Origin of the sequence: Bartonella sp. ML69XJBT (assembly GCF_028618515.1) — a bacterium.
In the GTDB taxonomy this organism is placed as follows: Bacteria; Pseudomonadota; Alphaproteobacteria; order Rhizobiales; family Rhizobiaceae; genus Bartonella.
Window position 1 is genome coordinate 1 of the sequence record NZ_JAQITB010000072.1, and the last position, 3767, is coordinate 3767.

Genomic DNA, 3767 nt, shown 5'->3' on the forward strand with positions numbered 1-3767 from the left:
GAAGCTTGATGCGGGCGATGGCTTTGTTGTTGAGTATGAGGCAACGGGTGATTTAGATAAATCCCTTGAGCAATTGTCTCGTTCCCCAGGCATGGCATGGATTAAGCAACTGCGTGATGATCCAGCATTATCCAAGCAAGTTGATTGGCAAGCCGTTAAGGCTGAATTTAAAGACTGGGATTATAAAGCCCAAGGGCTGACAGAAGCCGGTGCAGCTATCGTGGCCTTAGCTGTCACGGCGGTTACGGGCGGAGCAGCCTCTGGCGCTGCCAGTGCCATTACCGGTGCTTTGGGGCTTGGCTCGAGCACCGCCATGAATGCAGCGATACAGGCAGGCATACAGGCGCTGATCAACAAAAGCGCTGTGGCTCTTGTCAATAATCGCGGCAATATTGCCGGCGCACTTCATGAGCTTGGCTCTTCAAAGAATGTTCTTGGCATTGTCTCCTCAATGTTAACGGCGGGCTTAACCAGCCAACTAACGGAAATGGCAGGTGTTGGACAATCTTTGCCAAAAACCGCTCCTTTTGTCGATCGTATCGCCCGTGAAGCAGAAAAGAACCTGATCAAAGCCGCCATTGGCACAGGCGTGCAAACGGCTCTTGAAGGCGGTTCTTTAGATAAGAACTTTTTAAACAATCTGCGCATCGCTCTGTCTGATACGGTTGGCAAATCGTTGGCAGAAGAAATCGGTACCGCTAAGGCTGAAGGCAAAATAGATACGGTGACACAGATCGTTGCCCATGCTGGTCTTGGCTGCTTAAAAGGGGCTGTTGCGAGCGGTGCTTGCTCTGCTGGTGCGATTGGTGGTGCAGTGGGTGAAGCCACTGCTATGCTCCAGTTTCAATTGTGGGTGCAAGGCATTGTAAAAGAGGAAATGGGGGATCTAAACGGTCGCACCCCAACTGCGGAAGAGGAAGCGCGTATAAACGCAAAGATTGATGCGCAGTTTGCTGACTTTAGAGACCATGCCATTGATGTCGCACGGGCTGCGGGGGGCGTTGCCGCTGCCCTTGCCGGTGGCGATGTTGATGCCGGCGCCGATGCCGCAGGTAATGCCGCTGCAAATAACTACCTCAGCAGTGCTCAAATAGCCCAGATGAATAAAGAATTAAAGGAGTGTCCTGACCTTTTATGTGAAGCAGAAGTGTCTGCGAAGTGGTCTGCGATTAGTACAGGGCAAGGTATAAGCTTTGGGGCTGGTATAGTAGCTGGTGTACCGGCCGAAATATACGATACGCTTGATGGTTTTTTGCAACTAGCCAAACATCCCGAAGAGACTTTGAAAGCGCTCAAAGATTTTTTCAGCAGTGGTGAGATTTTGGCGACAATTGGTCGGACCCTTGGACAGTCCTATGTAGATCGCATTAATAAAATGGAGGAGGAATATGAGCGAGCCGGTGCCGGTGGATCCTTTAAAGCTGGACTTGAATTTGGAAAATTATTGACTGAAACAGCATCTCTAATGACAGGAGTTGCTGGAGCAGCCAAAGGAGCCATAAAGCTTAGCGAAAAGGCTGTGATCAAGTTCATTGCTAGGAAAGATTTTGCCCAATTTGCTTCCAAGAAAAATCTTTCCAAACTTGCAGCTCAGGGAGATCTTGAAAAATTTGCAGCGAAAAAAGAACTAACCAAAGAAGCTGCTAAAGAAAAAAAACATTGGTTAAAAAAGAAACCTATTAAATTTACCGATAGCAAATTTGGTCAGACCAACAAAGTCTATTGGAGAGAAGATTTGTTTGATCCTAACAAAAGGGTTAAATGGACTGAAAACAAAAAAGAAGTGTGGGGCACCAATGTTGAGAGAATGGAAACAGGAAGAGCACCTATAGGACATGATGGTGAGTCTGTAGAGTTGCACCATCTCTCGCAAACACATGAGGGGGCCATAGCAGAAACTAGTAAGGAATTTCATCAAAAATATACTTCCGTGATTCATAATAATCCAAAAACACATCAATCGCTTATAGAGAGAAAAAAGTTTGATAAGTGGAGAGAAGAATATTGGAAGGAACGTGCTAAAGGGTATAGAGAACAAAAAAATAGTCATTTAGGAGGAATAATCGATATGAGATGGGGTATTATAGGTCTAGATTTTAACAGATGGGGACAGGAGCATCAGCAATAATGCCCTACGGTTGATGAAAAGAGAAAAAAAAGAGACTTATAAAATAATTAATGGAGAATAATTGATGAAGACCTATACCTTAGATGATGTTGTAGTATTAGTTGATAAATATAATGATATTATCAATTTTCGGACTGAAGAAAATGCGGCTGATGATCTACGGATTGAAAAGGAGGAGAAGGCTCTCGGTTTACAATTTACATCGTCTTATAAGAGCTTTTTAAAAAAATATGTAGGAGGAGAAATTGGTGGTGAAGAAATCTTTAGCCTTTATAAGGAGTGTGGAGCAGATATCCCTGGTGGTGATATTGTTTACCGAAACTTAAATGCTAGAAAACGTGGTTTTGAAACATCAGAACAGCTTGTCGTTAGCAGAACAGATTTTGGTGAAACTTTTTATTTTGATTATACACAGTTTCGGGATGGTGAGTGTCCACTCTATCTCAAGTATACACCTGAAGATTGCGAATATTACGCAAGTAATTTTTATGAATTCCTTTGCAAAAGAATTATAGTACATGCGGGAGAAGAGATACCTGAAGGTGATCAACCGATTGAAAAACCTGAGATCCCTCCCATTCCGCAACCTATCCCTTTTTACAAGTGCTTTTGGAAAAAGTTATGGAGGGGATAATATTGGTGATGGGAAATCTCTAATCTTTCTAGAGATCCTCAGTATTACATAGGTAATTTTTATGAGTTTCTCTGTAAAAGAATTAGGGAGCATGCAGGGGCAGATTCATGAAAACTTATACTTTAGCTGATGTTGCACAATTAGTTGATAAGTGAACAATGATGCAAACTAAAGATGCAACAGAAATTTTAAAAAGACTGGGCTGGGAGCCTCATCGTGATGAAATGGGTGATATGTTTGCCTATTATCATCTCCCTGATCGTATCGTGCGTATTCACTATGGTGTCATAGATTATGGACGAGATAGTGGAAGATTGTGGGTTTCTGCCAGTCTTACCACTGCTGCCTATTGTCTTGGATGGGAATACGCTAACGGCAAAAAATCGCAATATCAATATGAGGATATGCTAATTTCTTCAGAAGAGAATTTTGGAGTTACAGCGCTAGAGTTTTTTGAGAACCATGTTAAGGTTGCTTTAAACAAAGTGTTAGCTTGGGCGCAAGCACAGGATATTGAACAAAAGTTGCGCGAGGAAGCAGCTGATCATTCTCTTGTTGCAAAAGCTTTACTCGGCGATATTGAGGCTTTAAGGAATTACAAATCTACACCTCAATTATATGCACCAGAGTTTTCTGATTATGAAAAGATGACACAGGTTGAGCGCGTTATCTTTTTTGCTCAGGCTTATAAAAACGGTGAGTTAGATGATATTCTTGTTCGTAAAAAGCCTAAAAAAAAGCTGATGAGCATCACTACAGCAACTAACATCCTTAAAAAACAAGGATGGTTTGCTACAGATCCTGGGAAAATGTGGCTCTCTTTGCCAGACCGTTTTATTCAGTTTGATTTTGGCTTTATACGTCTCCATGATCAGTATAATGTCCATCTTGAAGAAGTAGTCTCCAACGAAGAGATTTCTGTAGCTTGCCATTATATTTACCATAGTGGAAAACTTAGGCACATATCAGCTACAAATATTTATCAACCTTTTAATACACTTGGAG

General features: G+C 42.3%; 3 protein-coding genes. All 3 read left to right on the forward strand.

The features are described 5' to 3' along the window. Window positions 1–2128, forward strand: a 2128-nt coding sequence (locus PVV68_RS09805) for a DUF637 domain-containing protein (RefSeq protein WP_273782994.1), incomplete at its 5' end; no start/stop codon positions are given. Window positions 2129–2192: 64 nt separating this feature from the next. Beyond that, complete coding sequence (locus PVV68_RS09810; RefSeq protein ID WP_273722020.1) at window positions 2193–2762, forward strand: SMI1/KNR4 family protein; 570 nt, start codon at window positions 2193–2195, stop codon at window positions 2760–2762. Between the two features lie 161 nt (window positions 2763–2923). Beyond that, window positions 2924–3767, forward strand: an 844-nt coding sequence (locus tag PVV68_RS09815) for a DUF6990 domain-containing protein (RefSeq protein WP_404978445.1), incomplete at its 3' end; no start/stop codon positions are given.

Excerpts from the sequence above, each read along its gene's own strand:
- PVV68_RS09810 (WP_273722020.1), top strand. The coding sequence starts at position 2,193 with ATGAAGACCTATACCTTAGATGATGTTGTAGTATTAGTTGATAAATAT.